The organism is Pusillimonas caeni (assembly GCF_003545815.1).
GTDB classification, from domain to species: Bacteria; Pseudomonadota; Gammaproteobacteria; order Burkholderiales; family Burkholderiaceae_B; genus Pusillimonas; species Pusillimonas caeni.
This window is the reverse complement of sequence record NZ_PDUW01000004.1, coordinates 77571-95433: the sequence shown is the minus strand read 5'-3', so window position 1 is coordinate 95433 and position 17863 is coordinate 77571. Positions and strand designations below refer to the sequence as shown.

The window sequence follows — 17863 nt, the reverse complement described above, 5'->3', positions numbered from 1 at the left end:
GCTGTATCACTGACAGTTTCAGTATAGAGGGTAACGGTCCCACGAGAAAAAAATTTAGGCGGAATAAGCGCTTGGCCGCGGCGGCAATATTGCATGTCGGTCACATCAGCACCAGTACGGTCTGGCCGTTGAGCACGGTTCCGCTTACTGTCTGTCCCGATGCGGCCCGCACCTGGATCCGGGCGCCCGGCTCTCCCCCTTGCAGGGCGGTGCCGTCGCTGCTGGCCACGAAACCCACGCCGCGCGCTTCCAGCCGCACAGCCTGGCCGCGCGCGATCGAGTCGGGACTGCGCAGGGCTCTTTCGCGCAACGGCGATCCTGTTCCTATGCGTTGCGTGGTGATGCTGCCGAACAGGCGCTCCGCATCATAGACGGTGCCCGGCGCCAGGCGCAGCAGATCCCCCTCGCGGACGGCAACGTCGTCGGGGGCGATGGCCGTGCCGGCGTCCAGGCTGCGGCTGGCCACGTAGTAGTTGCCCTCGACGCCCAGTTCCGCCTGGGTGTAGCTGACCCAAGGCTTGGGCGCCAGGCATCGTATGCCCACCGTCATGCGGGAACGCAGCCGGCCCTGCGAGGGCAGGAAGATCTCGCTTTGCTCGCAGGCCGGCATGCGGTCGATCTGGGGCGGCGTGACGGCGACCCGCGGCTCGCCGGGATAGGCGGCCGCCTGGTCGCGCAGGAATTCCTCGATCTGGCGCGACAGGTCGTCGCGGGTGAGGGCGGACGCGGGTTGGGCCATGGCCGGCGCCAGGCACGAAGCGGCCAGGAGCGCGGCGGAAAGACAATGCTTGAGCATGCCTGGAATTGTATAGAGCGGCCTGCGCCGGCATCGGCGGAATTGGCCGAGAAATAGCGCCTTGTTTCGTAGTTTGTCTTGCCGGGGCCGCCTTTAACATGCTGGCATGTGAGAAGGGCTTGCGCCGTGGGGCGCCGCGCCCCGCGGCGCTGCGCGGCTTCTGGTCTACGGCGCATCCAACTATTTGTTTACATGGACGAAGAGGCAGATGACTGATCGAATCGGCGAGGACCTGAGGTTCTTCCAGACCGCCATCAACCTGCGCCAGCAAAGGCAGGAGGTGCTGGCGTCCAATATCGCCAATGCCGACACGCCGAATTACAAGGCGCGCGACTTCGACTTCAGGTCGGCGCTGCAGAACGCCATGGGCGAGAGCATGCGCCTGGCCGATACCCAGCTGTCCTTGACTTCGAGCCGCCACATACCGGCCAAGGCGGTCACGCCCGACCCGGCCGAACTGCTCTACCGCCTGCCGCGGCAGCCCAGCCTGGATGGCAATACGGTAGAGATGGACGTGGAGCGGGTGCAGTTCGCCGACAACACGGTCAAGTACCAGACCGATCTGACCATCATTTCGCAGCGCATCAAGGGCCTGATGGCCGCGCTGCAACAATAAACGGAAAGGACGGCAAGCAATGTCTTCCATGAGCATATTCGAGATCGCGGGATCGGCCCTGACGGCGCAATCCCAGCGTATGAACGTGTCGGCCAGCAATATGGCCAACGCAGACAGCGTCGCCGGGCCGGACGGCCAGCCCTACAAAGCGCGCGAAGTCGTCTTCAAGATGCAGCCCGCGCCCGGCCAGCCCTACACGCAGTCGGTCGGCGGGGTGCGCGTGGCCGGCGTGGTGGAAAGCGAGGCGCCGCCGCGCCTGCGCTACGACCCCAGGAACCCGTTGGCCGACGCGGACGGCTACGTCGCCATGCCCAACGTCGACGTGGTGGCCGAGACGGTCAACATGATTTCCGCATCCCGTTCGTACCAGGCCAACGTCGAAGTCATCAATACGGCCAAGAGCCTGATGATGCGCACGCTTTCCATCGGTCAATAAGGAGCCGGCCATGAGCACAGTCAATCCCTTGTCCGGCGCCGGCGGCGCGTCGCTGCTGGGGCAGGCCGGCGACACGACCGCGGCCACCCAGGAGCAGTTCCTGACCCTGCTGGTGACCCAGCTGCAGAACCAGGATCCCCTCAATCCGATGGACAACGCCGAAGTCACTTCCCAGATCGCGCAGCTGTCCACGGTGAACGGCATCAACCAGCTCAACAACACGCTGCTGGCCCTCTCGGGCCAGATGGATCTGTCGCAATCGATGCAGGCGGCGAACCTGATCGGCAAAGAGGTGCTGGTGCCGGGCGAGAAAGTGTCGCTGGGCAGCAGCGTGGTCGACGGCGTGGCCACTCAGGTCGCCACGCCTTTCGGGGTCGACCTGATTTCCGATGCGGCCAAGGTGGTCGTGACGATCCTGGACGCCAGCGGGAAAGCCATCCGCCAGATCGAACTGGAGGATCCGCAGCAGGCCGGGGTGCTGACCATGCAATGGGACGGCAAGGACGATGCCGGCCTGCCCGCCGGGGACGGCGCCTACACCGTGCAGGTGGCGGCCATGGACGCCGAGGGCCAGCCGGTGGCGGCCGAGGCGCTGACTTCGGGCACGGTGTCCAGCGTCGCCTATGCCTCCACCGGCCTGCAGCTGGAGCTTGGGCTGGCGGGCACGTATTCGCTTTTCGATATTCGCAAGATCATGTAGCACAGCGTCGATGCGGCGAATTCCGTCTCGTCGCGCGGCTTCATTTGAATAAACACACAACGAGGTAGATCATGGGTTTCGGACAAGGCTTGAGCGGATTGAACGCCGCCGCGCAGGAACTGGATGTCATCGGCAACAACATCGCCAACTCGGGCACGGTCGGCTTCAAATCGAGCTCCGCCGCCTTTGCCGACGTGTACGCCAACAGCAAGGTGGGCCTGGGCACCAAGGTCTCGAGCGTCAACCAGCGCTTCACGGTGGGCACCATCAGCGCCACCGGCAATCAGTTCGACATGGCGATAGACGGCGCCAAGGGCATGTTCCGGGTGCAGGACGCCAGCGGCAACATCCTCTACACCCGCAACGGCCAGTTCCACGCCAACAAGGACAACTACATCGTCAATGCCCAGGGGCATCGCCTGACGGGCTACGCCCTGAACGGCACCGACCTCGTGCCCATTCAGGTGCCGGTCGGCAATATTCCGCCGCGCGCGACCGACAGCATGACGACCAAGACCAATCTGGACGCGAATGCGCCGGTGATCCATACGGCGTCGGTGCCCCAGACTCCCGGCACGATCGTGTTGACCGACAGCGGCACGCCGCCCGCTACGCAAGCCTACAACTACACCGTCAACGCCAATGGCGACGTTGTCTGGAGTGGAACGGCACCGGACGACGGGGAATATACGTCCGCCGATGGCTCGACGGTGACCATTGCCGCCACCACGCCGCTGGCCGCAAGCGGCCTGCCCGCGCAGGGCGCGGGTGAAACCGCCTTCGTTCCCGCCATCGTCGGCCACCCCTTCGACCCCAACGACGCGCAAAGCTTCACCCACTCGCTGCCGATCTCGGTCTACGACTCGCTGGGCAACGCGCACCAGTTGACGCAATACTTCGTCAAGCGCGAAAGCGCCACCCCCGGCGAAAGCACCTGGGAAGTGTATTACCGCCTGAACGGCCAGGAGCTGGACTCCCATCCCGACGGCTCGCCGGCCGAACTGCGCTTCTCGAGCGGCGGGCTGCTGCTCAGCGGCGGCACGCAGACCCTCAGCTTCGCCAACCCCGGCGGCGTGAATTCGCCGGCGAACGACCTGAGCATCAACGTCAGCTACGGCGGCTCGACCCAGTTCGGCGGCGACTTCTCGCCCAACTTCACCCAGACGGGCTTCCCGACCGGCGAATACGCCGGCATGTCCATCTCCGCCGATGGCGCCATCGTGGCCAACTACACCAATGGCGAAACGCAGGCCATGGGCTACATCGCGCTGGCCGACTTCAACAACCTGCAGGGCCTGCAGCCCGTCGGCGGCAACGCCTGGGTGGAAACGGGCGCCTCGGGCGGTCCGGTCGTGGGCCGTCCGGGCAGCAACGGCCTGGCTACGCTGCAGGGCCAGTCGGTGGAAGAATCCAATGTGGACATGAGCCAGGAACTGGTCAATATGATCATCGCGCAGCGCACCTACCAGGCCAACGCGCAGACCATCAAGACCCAGGATCAGGTGCTGCAGACCCTGATCACCATGCGTTAAGCGCCGCCATGGATCGCATCATCTACACAGTGGCCAACGGCGCCAACCGCGTGCTGGATCAGCAGGCGGTGCTGTCCAACAATCTGGCCAACATCGGTTCCACGGGTTTCCGCGAGCAATTCATCAACTACCGCTCGGTGCCGGTGGTGGCCGGAGACGAGCTGTCGACCCGTGTCTCGACGGTGGCCACCACGCCCGGCAGCAACCTGGAGCAGGGCATCATGACCGAGACCGGCCGCGCGCTGGACCTGGCCGTGACCGGAGAGGGGTGGTTCAGCGTCCAGACGCCGGACGGTGGCGAGGCCTTTACGCGGGCGGGCGAATTCCAGGTCAGCCTGCAGGGATTGCTGGTCAACCGGGACGGGTATCCCGTGCTGTCGGCGGACAACGCGCCGATAGAGATACCGGATCGGGGCACGGTCACCTTCTCGCGCGACGGCACCATTACCGCCCTGGGTGCGGGCGACAACCCTGCCGATATCCAGGTCATTGGCCAGATCAAATTGTCCAACCCCGAGCCGGCTGCTCTGCAGCGGGGCGGCGACGGCTACTTTCGCGCCGATCCCGAGGCACTGCCTTTCGTGGCCGCCGACCCCGCCGTGCAAATGGTGTCGGGCTTCGTCGAGAAGAGCAACGTCAGCGCGGCGGGGACCATGGTGGCCCTGATCGAGAATGCGCGCCGCTTTGAAATGCAGATGAAGGTCATCCAGGACGCGAGCGGCATCGAGCAAAATGCCAATTCGATCCTGTCCATCGGCAACTGAACTTACTGGATGCGCCCGGGCGCATCGACGAGGAAACGAAAATGATACGCTCACTGTGGACCGCCAAGACGGGTCTGGAATCGCAGCAGACCCAGATGGACGTCATTTCGAACAATCTGGCCAACGTCAATACGGCCGGCTTCAAGCGCAGCCGCGCGGTGTTCGAAGACCTGATGTACCAGACCATACGCCAGCCCGGCGCCCAGGTCGGCGCCGCCAACCAACTGCCTTCGGGGCTGCAGGTGGGCACCGGCACACGCGTCGTGGCGACCGAACGCGTGCACACCCAGGGCAATCTCAAGGACACGGGCAATTCGCTGGACATCGCCATCCAGGGGCGCGGCTTTCTCCAGGTCGAGATGCCGGACGGCACCTTCGCCTACACACGCGACGGCAGCCTGCAGGTCGACCAGAACGGCCAGCTGGTGACGGCCGGCGGCTATCCCATCCAGCCGCCCATCAATGTCCCCGACAATGCCTTGAGCATCACGATCGCCCGTGACGGCACCGTATCGGTGACTCAGCCCGGCGCGATCGGCACCAATGTGCAGGTCGGCCAGCTGCAGATCAGCACCTTCATCAATCCCACCGGCCTGCAAAGCGCCGGCGAGAACCTGTACGTGGAAACCGACGCGTCGGGACCGGCCAACTTCGCCGCGCCGGGCCTGGACGGCGCCGGCCTGATCCTGCAGAACTACGTCGAGACGTCCAACGTCAACGTTGCCGAGGAACTGGTGAACATGATCACCACCCAGCGCGCCTACGAAATGAACAGCAAGGCGATCCAGACTTCCGACCAGATGCTGGCGCGGCTGACCCAGATCTGACGCGGCCGGCTTCATGATGCGCAATTTCCTACGCTTTTGCCTGTCCTGCCTGCTGGCCGCGGCGGTGACGGGCTGCGCGCTGGTGCCGCCCGAGCCGGTGGTGACCGGCCCGCTTACCGCGCCGCCGCCCGCCATGCAGGCGCCGGCGCCGGTCGCCAACGGCGCCATCTACCAGCCCACGGCCTATGGCAACTACCCGCTGTTCGAGGACAGGCGCCCGCGCAACGTGGGCGACATCGTCACCGTCATCATCCAGGAACGCACCAACGCCGCCAAGAACGTCGCCACGTCGTCGAACCGCACTGGCAGCGCCAACCTCGGCCTGGACGTGGTGCCCGCATTCTTCCCCCCGGGCCTGGGACCCCAGCAGGGCTTCGAGATGGGCGGCGGCAACGCCGCGGAGGGCACGGGTTCCAGCCGCGCCGACAACACCTTCAGCGGCACGCTGACCACGACCGTGATCGGCATCCTGCCCAACGGCAATCTGCAGATCGCCGGCGAGAAGCAGATCGCCATCAATCGCGGCAGCGAGCATATACGCTTTTCCGGCGTGGTCGACCCGCGCTCGGTCACGGGCTCGAATACGGTCTCTTCCACCCAGGTGGCCGACGCCCGCATCGAGTTTCGCAGCAAGGGACGCATGGACGAAGTGCAGACCATGGGCTGGCTGCAGCGCTTTTTCTTGAACATTTCACCTTTCTGAGGACGGCTGTGCCGCAACGCTTTCACCTCATCCTCGCATTGCCGGCCCGGGCCGGTCGCGCCCTGGCCTGCCTGCTTCTGCTCGGCGGCCTGTGGGCCGCGCCCGCCGGCGCGGCCGACCGCATCAAGGACCTGGCTTCCATCCAGGGGGTGCGCGCCAATCAACTGATCGGCTATGGCCTGGTGGTGGGACTGGACGGCAGCGGAGACCAGGTGCGCCAGTCGCCCTTCACCCAGCAGAGCCTGACCAATATGCTGTCCCAGCTGGGCGTCACGGTGCCGCAGGGCACCAATATGCAGGTCAAGAATGTGGCGGCGGTGATGGTCACCGCGCGCCTGCCGGCTTTCGCCCGGCCGGGGCAGACGGTGGACGTGGTGGTTTCCTCCATGGGCAACGCCAAGAGCCTGCGCGGCGGCACCTTGCTGATGACCCCTCTCAAAGGCGCGGACGGACAGGTGTATGCGCTGGCCCAGGGCAATCTGCTGGTGGGCGGCGCCGGCGCCCAGGCGGGCGGGTCCAGCGTCCAGGTCAACCAGTTGAACGGCGGCATCATTTCCAATGGCGCCATCATCGAGCGCGCCGTTCCGACCCTGTTCGCGCAAGACGGCCTGATCAATCTGGAACTGAACAGTTCCGACTTCAGCGTGACCGACAGGGTGGTGGCCGCCCTGAACCGCGAACTCGGTCCCGGCACGGCCACCGCGCTGGATGCGCGGCTGGTGCAGTTGCGGGGCCCGCTCGACTCGGCGGGGCAGACCCGCTTCCTGTCGCGCGTGGAGAATGTGCAAGTGACGCTGCCGCCCGCGCGCGCCAAGGTCATCGTCAATGCGCGCACCGGCTCGGTGGTCATGAACCGTACCGTCACCATCGAAGAGGCCGCCATCGCCTACGGCAATCTGTCGGTGGTCATCAGCAGCCAGCAGCAGGTCAGCCAGCCCGATACGCCGTTCGGCGGCGGCCAGACGGTGGTGACCGAGAACACCCAGATCGAGATGCGTTCGGACACGGGCGCCATTCATCGCGTCAACACCAGCGCCAATCTGGCCGACGTGGTGCAGGCGTTGAACGCCCTGGGCGCGACGCCTCAGGATCTCCTGTCCATTCTGCAGACCCTCAAGAGCGCCGGCGCCTTGCGCGCCGATCTGGAAATCATCTAGACGACGAACAATGAACAGACGATCATGAGTTTCGTGCGATACATTCCCCGGCCGGCCGACAGCCCCCGCGCGGCTTTCGACACCAGCGCCCTGTCGCGCCTGCAGGGCGAGGTGTCGCGCAGCGGCGGCAGCGACGAGGAAAAGAAGGAGGTGGCGCGCCAGTTCGAGGCCTTGTTCCTGCAGCAGCTGATCAAGCAGGCCCGTCAGGCCTCCACGGGCATACAGGGCCTGTTCCAAAGCGACCAGACCCGTCTTGCGCAAAGCATGTCGGACGAGCAGACGGCCCTGCAGCTGGCGGACCCCGGCGTGGGCCTGGCTCAGGCGCTGCTGGACCAGATGCAGGGCGGCGCCGGACGGGACAGGGCCTCCGGAAGCGGCGCCGAAAGCCGTCCGCCCGAACTGTCCGGCTCGCGCCTGCCGGCGCTGCGGTCGCGCATAGGGCCCGAGCGTCCCGACGACGCGCCGTCCATCTCCGCGCTCATCGACATGCTGTCCAACAGCGTGGCGGGCCGGGCCGCCGGCGCGGCCGTGTCGGCCATACGCGGCGCACCGCAGCACATCGAGCAGTTCGTCTCCAGAATGACTCACGCGGCCCGCAGCGCATCGAAGGAGAGCGGGGTTCCGGCCGAGCTGATCCTGAGCCAGGCGGCGCTGGAATCGGGCTGGGGCAGGCGCGAGATCCGCGGCGAGGACGGCAGCCAGAGCTACAACCTGTTCGGCATCAAGGCCTCGCCCAACTGGAAGGGCAAGGTGGTCAACATCATGACCACCGAGTACGAGAACGGCGTCGCGCGCAAGGTGATGCAGCCGTTTCGCGCTTATGACTCCTACGCCGAATCATTCGCCGATTATGCGCTCCTCATCAGCCGCAACGAACGCTACAGCGAGGTCGTGAAGGCGGGCAGCGCCGAAGAGGCCGCGCGCAGCATCCAGCGCGCCGGCTATGCCACCGACCCGGACTACGCGGACAAGCTGATTTCCATCATGGGCTATTTCGACAGCCGGAGGGCGTGAAGAAGGGCGGCGGCAACGCACCGGTGACGGTCTTCCGGAGGGTTCCATCGCCCGCCGCCCCGTATTAAATATTCTCCCTTCCGTGCCGTAATACAAGCAGAAGCCGTGCCTGTGCCCTCCGTGCCGGGTATCAACAACCAACAGCGGAATCACAATGAATTTAGCAAATCTTGGTCTATCGGGTCTGGCTGCCGCCACGGCGCGCCTGCAGACCGCCGGGCACAACATCAACAACGCCGCCACCGAAGGCTACAACCGCCAGAGCGTCGTGGTGTCCAGCGCGGGCGGACGCAACATGGGCTACGGCTTCGTCGGCCAGGGCGTGCGCACCGACAGCATCGAGCGCTCGTACAATAATTTCCTGTATCGCCAACTGGTCAACGCCCAGACGACGGGCGCTTCGCTGGTGTCGTACGGCACCGAAATCACGCAAATCAACAATCTGTTCGGCGATCGCACCGTGGGCGTGAGCCCCGCGCTGCAGAAGTTCTTCGACGGCATGCAGGCCGTTGCGTCGGCTCCGGCCGATCCGGCTGCCCGCCAGGAGCTGCTGGGCCGCGCGTCCAGCCTGGTGGGCCAGATCAACGATGCCAACGCTTTTCTGGATTCGCAGCGCGAAAACATCAATACGCAGATCTCGACGGTGGTGACGCAGATCAACAGCTACGTCGAACGCGTCCGCGATCTCAATCAGCAGATCGTGGTGGCCAAGGCGTCCAGCTCGGGCCAGCCGCCCAACGACCTGCTGGACCAGCGCGAGCAGGTGCTGTCGGAACTGAGCCAGCTGGCCGGCGTCCGCGTCATCGAGCAGGACGGAAGTTTCAACATCACCATCGGCAACGGCCAGGTGCTGCTGGGCGGCGACACGGTCTTTCCCTTGCAGGCCGTACCGTCGGCCGACGATCCCACCCGACTCGTCGTCGCCTACAGCGCTCCGACGGGTTCGGGCCGCACGACCCTGGTCGAGATGTCCGACGCCTCGATCGGCGGCGGCAGCCTGGGCGGCCTGCTGCAATATCGCAGCGAAGCGCTGGACACCGTCCAGAACGACCTGGGACGCCTGGCCGCGGGCCTGGCCATGGCGGTCAATGAGATCCATCGCCAGGGCTATGACGTCAATGGCGCCGCAGGGGTCGACTTCTTTTCGCTGGGCGCGCCCAAGGTGATCGAAGCCGCCACGAACAAGGGCAGCGCGGTGGCCGGCGCCGTGCTGACGGACGCCAATCAGCTGACCGCCCAGGATTACCGCGTCGTGTTCGACGGTTCCAATTACCAGATCACCAGCGTGCCGGGCGGCTCGGTGGTGTACGAAGGCGACACGCTGCCCGCCTCCTTCGACGGCGTGGAGTTCGATATCTCGGGCGGCACGCCCATGGCGGGCGACTCCTGGCTGGTGCAGCCCACCCGGAATGCGGCCGGAAGCCTGAAGCTGGCCATCGACAGCGCCTCGCAGATCGCGGCGGCGGGCAGCGCGGCGGGCGAGGCGGACGGCGACAATGCGCTGCGCCTGGCCGAGCTGCAGACCGGCAAGACGCTGGGCAAGGGCTCCATGAGCCTGAACGAAGCCTACTCCCAGATTGTCAACAAAGTGGGCGTGCTGACGCAGCAGAACGCCACCGCCTCCAAGGCGCAGGCCACGCTGATCCAGCAGAACTATGCCGCACAGCAAGCCGTTTCGGGCGTCAATCTCAACGAAGAGTACGTCAATCTCGAACGCTATCAGGAGCAGTTCCGCGCGGCGTCCCGCCTGATCGACGTCAGTTCGACCCTGTTCGACACGCTGCTCGGCTTGCGCGCCTGAGCCGCCTGAGTCCATCGCCACATCAGCGTCTTTCCATTCGGGGCCGCCATCATGCGTATCAGTTCTTCCTATTTTTTCCAGACCGGGCTCAATGCCATCAACGCCCAGCAGTCCGATCTGCTGCATCTTTACCAGCAGGCGGCCAGCGGCCAGCGCATGGTCACGCCGGCCGACGATCCGCTGGGCGCGGCCCAGGCGGTCAATCTGAGCCAGTCGCAATCGCTCAACGAGCGCTACGCCGCCAACCGCGACGTGCTCAAGATGAATCTGGGCAATGAGGAAAACGCGCTCAACTCGGTAACGACCCTGCTGCAGGACATCAAGACCCGGCTGGTCGAGGCCGGCAACGGCACCATGTCGGACGCCGACAGGGCCACTCTGGCCGACGTGCTGAGAAATTCCAAGGAGACGCTGTTCGGATTGGCCAACTCCACCGACGGGAACGGCCAGTACCTGTTTTCGGGATTCTCGGCCACCCAGCCGGCCTTCGTGAAGGACGCGGGCGGCGCGGTGAGCTACGCCGGCGATGGCGGCAAGCGCGAGATACAGGCGGACCAGACGCGGCGCATCGCCGCCACCGACCTGGGCAGCGACGTCTTTGCGCGCGCGGCGTCGGGTTCGCGCGCCTATCTCACCCAGGCGGGGGCCGGCAACCAGGGCACGGGGCTGATCGGCGCGCCCGTCGTCACCGACGCCCAGGGCGAGCACGTCGGCATGCCTTTCACGATCGAGTTCACCGAGACCGCCGGCCCCGATCCGGTGCTCCAGTACACCGTGAACACCTTTGACGCGGATGGCGATCCGCAGAGCTATGGCCCGATCGACTACGAGGAGGGGACGACGACGCTGCAACTGCCCGGCGGCGTGCAGGTGGCCTTCTCCGGCCAGCCCAAGGCGGGAGACAGTTTTTCGGTCGAGCCGGCCGCCCATGCGGACACCGAGTTGAACGTGTTCGACACGCTGGACGCCATCATCCAGGCGCTCGAGACGCCGAACGATGGCGATGAGCTCGGCCAGGCGAAGGTGGCCAACGCGCTGGCCTCGGCCATGCAGCGCATCGACATCAACTACAACCAGGTCCTGACGGTGCGGGCTTCGGTCGGTTCGCGGCTCAATGAGATCGACGCCATCGACGCCAACGGCAGTTCGCGCGGCCTGAGCTACGCCAACCAGCTTTCCAAGCTCGAGGACGTCGATTACTACACCGTCACCACCCAGCTCGAGTTGCGCCGTTCCGCGCTGGAAGCCGCCGCGCTGGCATTCAAGAAGATTCAAGGTACAAGCCTGTTCAACATGGGGTCTAGCTGATGAAATCCACACAATGGCAAATCCGCATTGGCATTTCGGTACTGATGGTGTGCCTCTGCCTGCTGGTCCTGATTTCCGCGGCGGCGGGATGGTACATGCTGCAGCAGAACGCCGCCGCGCTGCAGGGTGCGGCCCTGAAAGCGGCGAACCAGCGGCTGGGCCAGGCGGCCTGGGGCTTCATTGCGGTATCGCTGCTTGCGGTCGTACTGGCCGCCGCGGCGCTGCGCCTGGTATCGCGCAATGCCATCCGGCCGCTGGCCCTGGTCGGGCGCCAACTCGATGCGTTGGCCGCGGGCGATCTCACCTATCGCGTCGAGGCCCGGCCCGAAGAACTGGGCCCGCTGGCCCAGGGCGTCAAGCGTGTGCAGGATAGCCTGGCTCGAAGCGTGGGCAATGTGCGCGCCGGCCTGGAGCTGATCGGGGACAGCGCCCAGCGCATTGTTTCCGGCCATGCCGATCTGAGCAGCCGCACCGAACAGCAGGCGGCGGCGCTTCAGCAGACGGCCGCCAGCATGGAAGAGCTGGCCAGCACAGTGAAGCAGAATGCCGACAATGCACGCCAGGCGAATCAACTGGCGGTGACCGCCTCCGAGGTGGCGCAACGCGGCGGTGTCGCCGTGGGCGAGGTCGTCTCCACCATGCAGGGCATTTCGGCCAGCTCGCGCAAGATCTCGGACATCGTCGGCGTCATCGACAGCATTGCCTTCCAGACCAATATCCTGGCCCTCAATGCGGCCGTGGAAGCGGCGCGCGCGGGCGAGCAGGGCAAGGGTTTCGCCGTGGTGGCCTCGGAGGTCCGCGCCCTGGCCCAGCGCAGCGCGCACGCGGCCAAGGAGATCAAGGATCTGATCGAGGACTCGGTGAAGAAGGTGGCCGAGGGTTCCGACCAAGTCGAGCGCGCCGGCTCGACCATGGAGGAAATCGTATCTTCGGTCGCCCGGGTCACGGACATCATGGGCGAGATATCCGCCGCCACCGTCGAGCAGTCCAGCGGCATCGAGCAGATCAATCTGGCCGTCACCCAGATGGACGGCGTCACTCAGCAGAACGCCGTGCTGGTCGAAGAGGCGAGCCGCGTGGCCGAGGAGTTGCGCCGCCATCTGGGCAGCGTCGGCCAGGCAGTATCGACCTTCCGCCTGGCCGCCGGCCATCGCGCCGCGTCGCCCGCGGCAAAGAGCGGCGAGCGCCGGGCGGGCGGCGCGGCGCAACCTGCGGCCAAGGTAGCCGGACCCGCGCGGACTTCGCTGGCATCGCCCGATGCCGCGGCCGATGCGCCCGCAGCGACACCCTCGACGCCGACGGCCCGTCCCGCGCTCGGCAGGACGGCGGCCGCGCCGGCCCTGGCCGCCGCGCCTGCCGGCAAGCCGGCGGACGACGATTGGGAAGAATTCTGATGTCCGGCGGCCAAGGCGCGGCGAGGGTGTTCCGGTCGGTCTCGCGCGGCTTGGCCCTGGCCGGCCTGGCATGGGCGCTGGCCGCGTGCAGCACGACGGGCCACTCCTTCGACACGTCCGGGATGAATCGCATCCTGCCGGGCCGGACGACCCTCGAGCAGGCGTCCGGCATCCTGAAGGCCGAGCCCGACCATGTCTACCGCCAGGGGGACGGTTCCGCGTTGGCGGGCTGGACCCACAAGGCCACCCTGGTCACCGACGCCGTGTATTTCCGCCGCGAACTGTGGCTGCGCTTCGGCGGCGACGGCCGCTTCCAGCATGTCGTCGATCGTGTCAATGTCCACGGGGAAACCGGCCGGGCGGCCGAGCAGGCGTCCGATCCGCTAGCCGGCGGCCTGCCCCGGGCCGTGCCCGCCGGCTTTCCCTACGGCCCGGACTTCGGCGACGGACCGGCCGCGGTTTATCCGGTGCGCTGATTCGCCCGGGCGTTATAGGGGCTGTCCTTTATTCGCCAACGATTCTAGGACACGCCGGCCAGCGCCTGGATCAGACGCGCCATGGCCTCGTGTCCGGCGTCGAACAGGCGGCCGATGAAGGGCGCGGTCTGGGGCAGGACGACCGCCAGCAGGATCAGGCCCACCAACAGGCTGATGGGAAAGCCGACGGCAAAGACCGACAGCTGCTGAGCGGTGCGGTTGAGGATGCCGAGGGAAAGGCTGATCGTCAGCAGGACGATGATGAGCGGCAGCGCCAGCAGCATGCCCGAGACCATCACCTGAGCGCTCCAGTCGAACAGTACGCCCAGGCCCTCGAGATGGAAGCCGGCCGTCGCCGGCAGCACCTCGAAAGTGCGCACCAGGCCGCCTATCATCAGCAAATGACCGTTGAGCGCCAGGAACAGCAGCATGGCGATCACGTTCATCAGGCGGGCTAGCACGGCCGTGTTCGCTCCGGTGGCGGGGTCGAAGAAGGACGCAAAGGAAAGCCCCATCTGCAGGCCGATGAATTCGCCCGCCGTCTGGACGGCGGCGAACACGATGCGCATGGTCAAGCCCAGGGCAATGCCGATCAGCACTTGCTGCGCGGCGATCCACAGGCCTTGGTAAGAGGCGGGCGAGAACTCGGGAGGCGGCGGCAGGGCGGGCGCCACGGCCAGAGCGAGCAGGGCCGACAGGCCTGCTTTGACTCGGGTGGGTATGGAAGACTCGCTCAGCAGCGGCGCCGTGCCCACCAGAGCCAGTATGCGCAGGAAGGGCCACAGAAAGCCGTTCATCCAGCCATAAAGCTGCTCGAGTTCGAAGGAAACCATGTCGCGAGGCGGGCGCGGAGCCCGGGGTGTTTTGTATTGACGGGCCCTATGACACCAGGCCGGGCAGGCCTGTGAACAGCTGGCGCATGTAGTCGACCATGGTGCTGATCAGCCACGGACCCAGCAGCACCAGGGCAGCACCCACCGCCAGCAGCTTGGGAATGAAGGACAGCGTCATTTCATTGATCTGGGTGGCGGCCTGGAAGATGCTGATCACCAGGCCCACGACCAGCGTGACCAGCAGCAGCGGTCCGGCCATGGCCAGGGCCACCTTCATCGCCATATAGGTCATGGACATCACGGTATCCGAGGTCATCGGGCGCCTCCTGTACGGCTGCTTATTGGTAGAAGCTGCGGGCCAGAGAGCCCAGCAGCAGATGCCAGCCGTCGGCCAGCACGAACAGCATCAACTTGAACGGCAGGGATATGGTGACGGGGGGCACCATCATCATCCCCAGCGCCATGAGCACGCTGGCCACCACCAGATCGATGATGAGAAAGGGAATGAACACGGTGAAGCCGATCTGGAACGCCGTCTTCAGTTCGCTCGTGACGAAGGCCGGCACCAGCACGCGCAGCGGCACATCGGCCGGAGAATCGAATTCCGGCGCCTGCGCCATGTTGGCGAACAGGGCCAGGTCGGATTCCCGCGTCTGGTTCAGCATGAAGCTGCGCATGGGCGCGGCCGCGCGGTCCATCGCGGCTTCGAAGCCGATGCTGCCTTCGCTCAAGGGCTGATAGGCCTGGGAGTAGACCTCGTCGAATACCGGCGACATGGTGAAGAAGGTCAGGAACAGGGCGATGCCGATCAGCACCGTGTTAGGGGGCGAGGCCCCGGTCCCCATGGCGTTGCGCAGCAGGCCCAGCACGATGATGATGCGTGTGAAGCCGGTCATCAGCAGCAGCATGGCCGGCAGGAAGGACAGCATCGTCAGCAGCAGCAGCGTCTGGATGCTGAGCGAATAAGTCTGCGAGCCATCGGCCGCCGCGGTGGCGGTCAGGGCTGGCAAGGCCTGGGTGATGCCGGTTCCGGGGTAAAGCAGCAGCGCCAGGCCGATCCACAGCAGGCTTGGCGACAGACGAAACGGAGCGGGGCGGTAAGGAAGCGAGACGCGCCTCATGGCTGCATGCCGTTCGAGCCTTTGCCACCGCGCGCCAGGGCGGTGCGCAGGGATTGCGCGAAACCCTGCTGCGCGGGCAGGGTGGAGGCATGGCCGGCGGCGTCGGGCTCGCCGCCTGCAGGCAGCGTGTGGAGCAGGGTGATCTGCTGGGGCGTCACGCCGAGCACGAGCCGCTGGTTCTCGATCTGCACGATCGCCACGCTGGAGCGGGCGCCCAGGCTTTGCGCGCCCACGACCCTGATGGCCTGGCCGGGGCCCGCGCGCAGCCATCCGGCGCGGCGCATCAGCCAGGCCCCCGCCAGGATGAGAAGCACAATGAACGCAAGACTGCTCACCATGCGCAGGACATCGCCCTCGTTCATGGCTCAGCGCTTGCCGTTCAGCCGGCTGAGCCGGTCGGAGGGCGTGATGATGTCGGTCAGGCGGATGCCGTATCTGTCGTCGACCACGACCACTTCGCCCTGGGCGATCAGGTAGCCGTTCACGAAGATGTCCATGGGTTCGCCGGCCAGGCCGTCGAGCTCGACCACTGAACCTTGTCCCAGCTGAAGGATGTTCTTGATCGTCAGGCGGGTGCGGCCCAGCTCCACCGAGAGCTGCACCGGAATGTCCATGATCAGGTCGATGTCGCTCTCGCCCTCGGCGGGCATGCCGGCCAGGGGCTGGAAGAGGTCCGCCACACTGGAGGTGGCGGGAGGCTTGGCCGTGTTCTCGGCCGCCGTCTGCTCGGCCAGCGCGCTGGCCCAGTCGTCGCCCTGCAGCCCTTCGGCCTGACTGGGCGTGCCGGCATGGCCCGCTGACTGCTCGGCGAAAGCCGAGGCCCAGTCCGCGTCCGCCGCGTCGGGGGCGGACTGGTCTTTGTCGGAGTCTTGGTTTGGATCAGTCATGAGATGTGGTGGTTTTCTTGAGTTCGGGCTCGGAATGGGCCAGGACGTTCTGCACCCTCAAGGCATATTGGCCGTTGAAAGTGCCGTAGGTGCATTCCATGACCGGCACGTTGCCGGCATGGGCGGTGATGATCTTGGGTATGTCCACCGGCAGGACGTCGTTGACCTTCAGCTTCATCAGTTCGCCGACGGTGGTTCGTATGGACGCGAATTCGGCGATCAGTTCGACCTCGGCGCTGCGGACCTGGCGCGAAAGCTGCTGGGTCCAGCGCTGGTCCACTTCGTCCAGCGAGGCTTCCTGCAGGGGCCGCGTCAGCAGGTCGCGCACGGGTTCTATCATCGAATAGGGCAGGCAGATATTGAGATTGCCGCCGGAGGCGCCCAGTTCGATGTTGAAGGACGTGACGACGACGATCTCGTTGCCGCTGGTGATGCTGGCGAACTTGGTGTGCATCTCCGAGCGTATGTACTCGAAGGCGACGGGATAGACGTTCTGCCACGATTCGCCGTAGCTTTCCAGGGTGAGGTTGAGCAGGCGCCGGATGATGCGCTGTTCGGTGGTGGTGAAATCGCGGCCTTCGACCCGGGTGGTGTAGCGTCCATGGCCGCCGAACAGGCTGTCGATGACGAGGAACACCAGATTGGGGTCGAAGGTGAACAGCGCCACGCCGCGCAGGGGCTTCATGGCCACCATGTTCAGGTTGCTGGGCACGGGCAGGTTGCGCTCGAACTCCGAGTATTTCTGCACCTTGATGGTGGACACCGTGATGTCGGCATTGCGGCGCATGAAGCTCAGCAGCGTTGAACGCAGGCGCCGGGCAAATCGCTCGTTGATCAGCTCCAGCGTCTGCATGCGGTGCCGGACCACACGATCGGGCGAGCTCAAGTCGTAGGGCCGGACGCCGCCAAGCTCTTCGGTTTGCGATGCCTCGCTACTTTCCCCGGTGACCCCGGCGATCAGCGCATCGACTTCATCCTGCGACAGGAAGTTCGAATAAGCCATTTACTGGATCACGAAAGCGGTGAACAGCACGCTGGAGATGCCCGGGGCGCTCAGATGCGGATGGAAGGATGCGGAAAGCACCCTTTTCAGGCGGCCTGCCAGCGCGTTGCGGCCTTCGGTGGTCTGCAGCTCGGAGGCGGTGTGCTGGGCCAGCTCCGCCAGCACGCGATTGCGCACTTCGGGCATGTACTGCACCAGCGTCGTATGCGACTCGGTCTCGTTCAGGCGCAGCGTGATTTCAGTGTAGAGGATCTGGCTGCCGCGTTCGCCGCGCAGGGTGACGGTGAAAGGCTCCAGCGCCAGAAAAATGGGAGCGGCCACGACGGGTCTGGCGGGTTCCTGCGCCTGAGCCTCGGGCGCGCTCTGCCCGCTGGTGGTGAAGTAATAGTACGCGGCGCCGCCGCTGGCTACGAGCAGTATCAGAACGAGCAGAATGGTGTTGAGAATGCGCATGGGGCTTGAATCAGCGAAGGGCGATGAGTGTCGTTTTCATGG

The 17863-nt window shown here is 65.8% G+C and carries 21 protein-coding genes; 13 read left to right on the top strand and 8 right to left on the bottom strand.

Annotation, left to right across the window (positions count from 1 at the left end; all coding sequences use genetic code 11):
• Positions 1-100: 100 nt before the first annotated feature.
• Positions 101-739, bottom strand: a complete 639-nt coding sequence (gene flgA / locus CSC67_RS10340; protein WP_245220197.1) for a flagellar basal body P-ring formation chaperone FlgA — start codon at positions 737-739, stop codon at positions 101-103.
• Positions 740-1004: 265 nt separating this feature from the next.
• Here flgA and flgB point away from each other — a divergent pair, with 265 nt between their 5' ends.
• From flgB to CSC67_RS10275, 13 genes are all read left to right on the top strand, one after another.
• The gene (flgB, locus tag CSC67_RS10335; protein WP_118994450.1) at positions 1005-1412 is read left to right on the top strand and encodes a flagellar basal body rod protein FlgB; all 408 of its coding nucleotides are present in this window, start codon (positions 1005-1007) and stop codon (positions 1410-1412) included.
• 19 nt (positions 1413-1431) lie between these two features.
• Positions 1432-1848: a flagellar basal body rod protein FlgC gene (gene flgC / locus CSC67_RS10330; protein ID WP_118994449.1), complete on the top strand. Its 417-nt coding sequence runs from the start codon at positions 1432-1434 to the stop codon at positions 1846-1848.
• A 10-nt stretch (positions 1849-1858) separates the two neighbouring features.
• Positions 1859-2548: a flagellar hook capping FlgD N-terminal domain-containing protein gene (locus CSC67_RS10325; protein ID WP_118994448.1), complete on the top strand. Its 690-nt coding sequence runs from the start codon at positions 1859-1861 to the stop codon at positions 2546-2548.
• Positions 2549-2619: 71 nt separating this feature from the next.
• Positions 2620-4080, top strand: a complete 1461-nt coding sequence (locus CSC67_RS10320; RefSeq protein ID WP_118994447.1) for a flagellar hook-basal body complex protein — start codon at positions 2620-2622, stop codon at positions 4078-4080.
• A gap of 8 nt (positions 4081-4088) precedes the next feature.
• Positions 4089-4844, top strand: a complete 756-nt coding sequence (locus CSC67_RS10315) for a flagellar basal body rod protein FlgF (protein WP_118994446.1) — start codon at positions 4089-4091, stop codon at positions 4842-4844.
• Positions 4845-4885: 41 nt separating this feature from the next.
• Positions 4886-5671, top strand: coding sequence for a flagellar basal-body rod protein FlgG (gene flgG, locus CSC67_RS10310; RefSeq protein WP_118994445.1), 786 nt, complete (start codon positions 4886-4888; stop codon positions 5669-5671).
• Between the two features lie 13 nt (positions 5672-5684).
• On the top strand, positions 5685-6374 hold the full coding sequence (locus CSC67_RS10305) for a flagellar basal body L-ring protein FlgH (RefSeq protein ID WP_167752840.1): 690 nt from the start codon (positions 5685-5687) through the stop codon (positions 6372-6374).
• 29 nt (positions 6375-6403) lie between these two features.
• On the top strand, positions 6404-7531 hold the full coding sequence (locus CSC67_RS10300; RefSeq protein WP_425337646.1) for a flagellar basal body P-ring protein FlgI: 1128 nt from the start codon (positions 6404-6406) through the stop codon (positions 7529-7531).
• Between the two features lie 24 nt (positions 7532-7555).
• Positions 7556-8545 (top strand): flagellar assembly peptidoglycan hydrolase FlgJ, encoded by a 990-nt coding sequence (flgJ, locus tag CSC67_RS10295; protein WP_118994443.1) that lies wholly within the window; start codon positions 7556-7558, stop codon positions 8543-8545.
• Positions 8546-8699: 154 nt separating this feature from the next.
• On the top strand, positions 8700-10346 hold the full coding sequence (gene flgK / locus CSC67_RS10290; protein ID WP_118994442.1) for a flagellar hook-associated protein FlgK: 1647 nt from the start codon (positions 8700-8702) through the stop codon (positions 10344-10346).
• Between the two features lie 51 nt (positions 10347-10397).
• Complete coding sequence (flgL, locus tag CSC67_RS10285) at positions 10398-11654, top strand: flagellar hook-associated protein FlgL (protein ID WP_118994441.1); 1257 nt, start codon at positions 10398-10400, stop codon at positions 11652-11654.
• A complete protein-coding gene (locus tag CSC67_RS10280; RefSeq protein ID WP_118994440.1) occupies positions 11654-13048 on the top strand; it encodes a methyl-accepting chemotaxis protein in 1395 nt (464 codons plus the stop codon). The genes flgL and CSC67_RS10280 overlap by 1 nt, the downstream gene beginning before the upstream one ends.
• Entirely contained in the window at positions 13048-13524 is a 477-nt protein-coding gene (locus CSC67_RS10275; RefSeq protein ID WP_118994439.1) for a hypothetical protein, read from the top strand. Before CSC67_RS10280 ends, CSC67_RS10275 begins: the two co-directional genes overlap by 1 nt.
• A gap of 44 nt (positions 13525-13568) precedes the next feature.
• On the opposite strand, the gene fliR is transcribed toward CSC67_RS10275, so the two are convergent.
• From fliR to CSC67_RS10240, 7 genes are read right to left on the bottom strand one after another with little or no spacing between them, the layout of a single operon-like run.
• A complete protein-coding gene (fliR, locus tag CSC67_RS10270) occupies positions 13569-14357 on the bottom strand; it encodes a flagellar biosynthetic protein FliR (protein WP_118994438.1) in 789 nt (262 codons plus the stop codon).
• 46 nt (positions 14358-14403) lie between these two features.
• Positions 14404-14673, bottom strand: a complete 270-nt coding sequence (gene fliQ, locus CSC67_RS10265) for a flagellar biosynthesis protein FliQ (protein WP_118994437.1) — start codon at positions 14671-14673, stop codon at positions 14404-14406.
• 22 nt (positions 14674-14695) lie between these two features.
• Entirely contained in the window at positions 14696-15478 is a 783-nt protein-coding gene (fliP, locus tag CSC67_RS10260) for a flagellar type III secretion system pore protein FliP (RefSeq protein WP_245220196.1), read from the bottom strand.
• Positions 15475-15840, bottom strand: coding sequence for a flagellar biosynthetic protein FliO (gene fliO / locus CSC67_RS10255; RefSeq protein ID WP_118994436.1), 366 nt, complete (start codon positions 15838-15840; stop codon positions 15475-15477). Before fliO ends, fliP begins: the two co-directional genes overlap by 4 nt.
• A 3-nt stretch (positions 15841-15843) precedes the next feature.
• Positions 15844-16365, bottom strand: a complete 522-nt coding sequence (fliN, locus tag CSC67_RS10250) for a flagellar motor switch protein FliN (RefSeq protein ID WP_118994435.1) — start codon at positions 16363-16365, stop codon at positions 15844-15846.
• Positions 16358-17368: a flagellar motor switch protein FliM gene (fliM, locus tag CSC67_RS10245; protein WP_118994434.1), complete on the bottom strand. Its 1011-nt coding sequence runs from the start codon at positions 17366-17368 to the stop codon at positions 16358-16360. Before fliM ends, fliN begins: the two co-directional genes overlap by 8 nt.
• Positions 17369-17821 (bottom strand): flagellar basal body-associated FliL family protein, encoded by a 453-nt coding sequence (locus tag CSC67_RS10240; RefSeq protein WP_118994433.1) that lies wholly within the window; start codon positions 17819-17821, stop codon positions 17369-17371. It abuts the gene before it with no gap.
• Positions 17822-17863: the final 42 nt, after the last annotated feature.